This is a genomic window from Chitinophaga sp. sic0106 (genome assembly GCF_019219075.1).
GTDB lineage: Bacteria > Bacteroidota > Bacteroidia > Chitinophagales > Chitinophagaceae > Chitinophaga.
Map to the genome: position 1 here is coordinate 1 of NZ_JAHUWJ010000037.1, position 3,024 is coordinate 3,024.

Consider the following 3,024-nt stretch of genomic DNA (forward strand, 5'->3'; position numbering starts at 1 on the left):
ACTACCCGGAGCATTACTTTGTAAACCGGTTGCTATGCCTGGAAGATATAGACGGGCTGAGTGAAGAAGCTGAGTTCGCGTTTAGGGAGCTGCAGAGTAACGGAGAGCTGAACAGCGCCACCAGCATTAAGTTAGAGAATGGCACTATTACCAGCGGCCAGAAAACAGTGAAAGGGCCTATTGCCTCGCTTGCCTGTACTACGCGCGGTGAAATCTATGAGGATAATATGAGCCGTGTATTTTTACTGGCGGTGGATGAAAGCGCAGATCAGACCAGCCGTATTATAAACTACCAGAACACAAAGGCCACTGGTAATATTAACAGTAAGCAGGAGCAGGAAACAAAGCAGTTTATCCAACACCTGGTGCGCTGTCTGCAACCGCTTGAAGTAGTGAACCCTTACGCCTGTAAGCTGCAACTGCCGCCCGATGCGCATAAGATCAGGCGCTTAAACGACCTGTTTTTAAACTTTGTGAAGATGGTGACTTTACTGCATCAGTACCAACGCAAGCGGGACAGTAAAGGACGGTTAATTACAGAAATATCCGATCTTGAAGTAGCAGTAGATATTATGTTCGAAAGTATCGTGTTGAAAGTGGATGAGCTGGATGGTAGCCTGCGGCAGTTCTACGAGCAACTGAAAAAGTATCTTCAGGAAAAGGAAGGAGATAAATATTTACAGGTTCCTTTTAGTCTGCGGGAAGTCCGACAAGCGCTGAAATACAGTAAAACACAGGTGTTCCGTTATGCAAATGACCTGACCCGGTTGGAATACCTTTATCCAATTGGTGGCCATGCTAATAAAGGATTTACATATAAGTTGAATTATAGTGATAATTACATGGCTCTGCGTGGAAAAGTTAGTGAACATCTATCCTCTCAAATCCAGTGTATAAAGGCGTCTGTAAAAAATGGAACGCTAGAATCCTTGCCAGTACAGCAATAATAATCTCCTTATCAAAGCATGGAACACAAAAGGAACGCTAGTGGAACACTAGAATCCTTTGTAGTAGCGGAAAAGTGGTCTGTCGTTCCGCGTTCCAAAAAAGTGCTCAAGGGGCCTATTAAAAAGTATCATAGTTATAGATTTTATATCATAGTGTTACCCCTCTCTTCAAAAGTCAGTTAAAATAATACCAAATTTTTATGAAACAGATCATAGGTATGTTCAAAGACTACCTGTCTGTTGTGGGTTACAGCATAGGCACGCAATCTATGCTGCCCAGGTGTGTAAAAGAGTTTTTACACTACAGGCAGTGTGAGGATGTATCGTCTATTACTCCAACGGATATACGTCTTTTTTACGAATGGCTACAGGTGCGGCCGCTGAAGCGAAAGGAAGGCACTTTAAGCGAAATGATGATTGCTCATTACATGTATGCGCTACGTGTGTTCTTCGACTGGTTGCAGGCAACAGGCGTGCAGCCTGTGAACCCTATCAGTGGCCTGAAGTTTAAGACGGCAGCGTATAACAGCCGTAAGCCTCTGTCCAGAGAAGAAATAGAAAGGCTCTTTGATGTGGCCACTACGGTAAAGGAGCGGGTAGTATTGCACCTGTTTTACAGCTGTGGGCTACGGCGCAGTGAGGCGGTAAGGTTGCAGGTAACGGATGTTCACCTGAGCCACCAGGTGTTGTATGTGAAACGGGGTAAGAACGCCCGTAGACGGGTGATCCCGTTGCCTAATAAGGTGATGGTAGTGCTGGGGCAGTATCTAAAACATGAGCGTAGCCGCACGCGTAAATCCGGGTCGGCGTTTATGCTGAACCGTGAAGGTCGTTACATGCGGGGAGATAGTTATCTGCTAATCCTAAAGAAACTACTATCCAAAGCCGGACTGAGTAAGGATATTACCCTGCATCACCTGCGACACAGCATTGCAACACATCTGCTACATGGAGGTATGAGCCTTGGTTATGTACGGGATTACTTAGGTCACCGCCACCTGGAATCGACCCAAATCTATGCGATACCTGGTGCGCATCAATTACAACAGTTATGACTATACGACATTATCTTGAAAGTCGCTATACTGCTGCGACTACACAAAGTTACCTGCGTGAAATAGCTGCCTTTACAGGTAACTATCCATCGGCTGACAAAGCTACGTTTACCGATGTTACGGGCTATATCCGCCAGCTGCGACAACGCTACACCAACCCGCAAACGCTGAACCGTATTGTATCTGCTATAAAAGCCTACTATGATTACCTGTGCTACAGCGGTGAGAGACAGGACCATCCTGCAAAATCCATCCGGTTACATGACCAGCGTAGCAGGGATATACAGTTACAGGAGTTATTTACTCCGCAGGAGCTGGAAGGGTTGCTGGGTAAAACGGAGCGATACAAGGCGCTTTACAGCCGTAATAAAGTGTTAATGGGCTTACTGGTCTATCAGGGGTTAAGGGTGCAGGAAATCGCCCAGATAGGCGTTACAGACGTTGATCTGGATAACGGCAACGTCTACATAAAATCTACTCCAAACACAAATAGCCGCACCCTAACCTTAAAGGTGCCGCAAATTATGGTATTACATACCTACTTACATACGGACCGCCCTCGACTGCTGCAGGGAAAGGAAAGCGCTATACTCCTTGTTGGTAAAGGATCGCAGCCCATGCCAGCGGAGGATATCAGTAAATATGTGATCCGTAGTTTTAGAAACTACTATCCTGGACGGATCATCACTACCCAGACTATACGACAAAGTGTGATAGCCAATCTGCTCACGCAGGGCCATGATATTAGTATAGTACAGCAGTTCGCAGGGCATAAGTACCCATCCAGCACGGAACGGTATAAACAAAGCGAGGTAGAAGTGCTGAGAGCAGCCATAGATCAGTATCACCCGATGAAATAAAGCAGCTGCTTCGTGACTTAAAAGCCTCCATCTGGTCATTGTAAAGACCTTTATGTTGAAGGAAAATCGGTCTCCCTCGGTCCGGCGGCGTGCAAAAACACGCGCCAGTGGTCCGCTTCGCGTCCCCCTGTCACGGTTTTTGCGCGCTCGCCGTTCCCTCGG

Annotated in this window: 3 protein-coding genes; all 3 read left to right on the forward strand. The window is 46.6% G+C overall.

Annotated elements, in window-relative coordinates:
• Window positions 1-947: hypothetical protein (locus KW844_RS28790; RefSeq protein ID WP_218380231.1), on the forward strand; the 947-nt coding region annotated here is incomplete at its 5' end.
• Between the two features lie 200 nt (window positions 948-1,147).
• Entirely contained in the window at window positions 1,148-2,002 is an 855-nt protein-coding gene (locus tag KW844_RS28795; RefSeq protein ID WP_218380232.1) for a tyrosine-type recombinase/integrase, read from the forward strand.
• The gene (locus KW844_RS28800; RefSeq protein ID WP_218380233.1) at window positions 1,999-2,862 is read left to right on the forward strand and encodes a tyrosine-type recombinase/integrase; all 864 of its coding nucleotides are present in this window, start codon (window positions 1,999-2,001) and stop codon (window positions 2,860-2,862) included. The genes KW844_RS28795 and KW844_RS28800 overlap by 4 nt, the downstream gene beginning before the upstream one ends.
• Window positions 2,863-3,024: the final 162 nt, after the last annotated feature.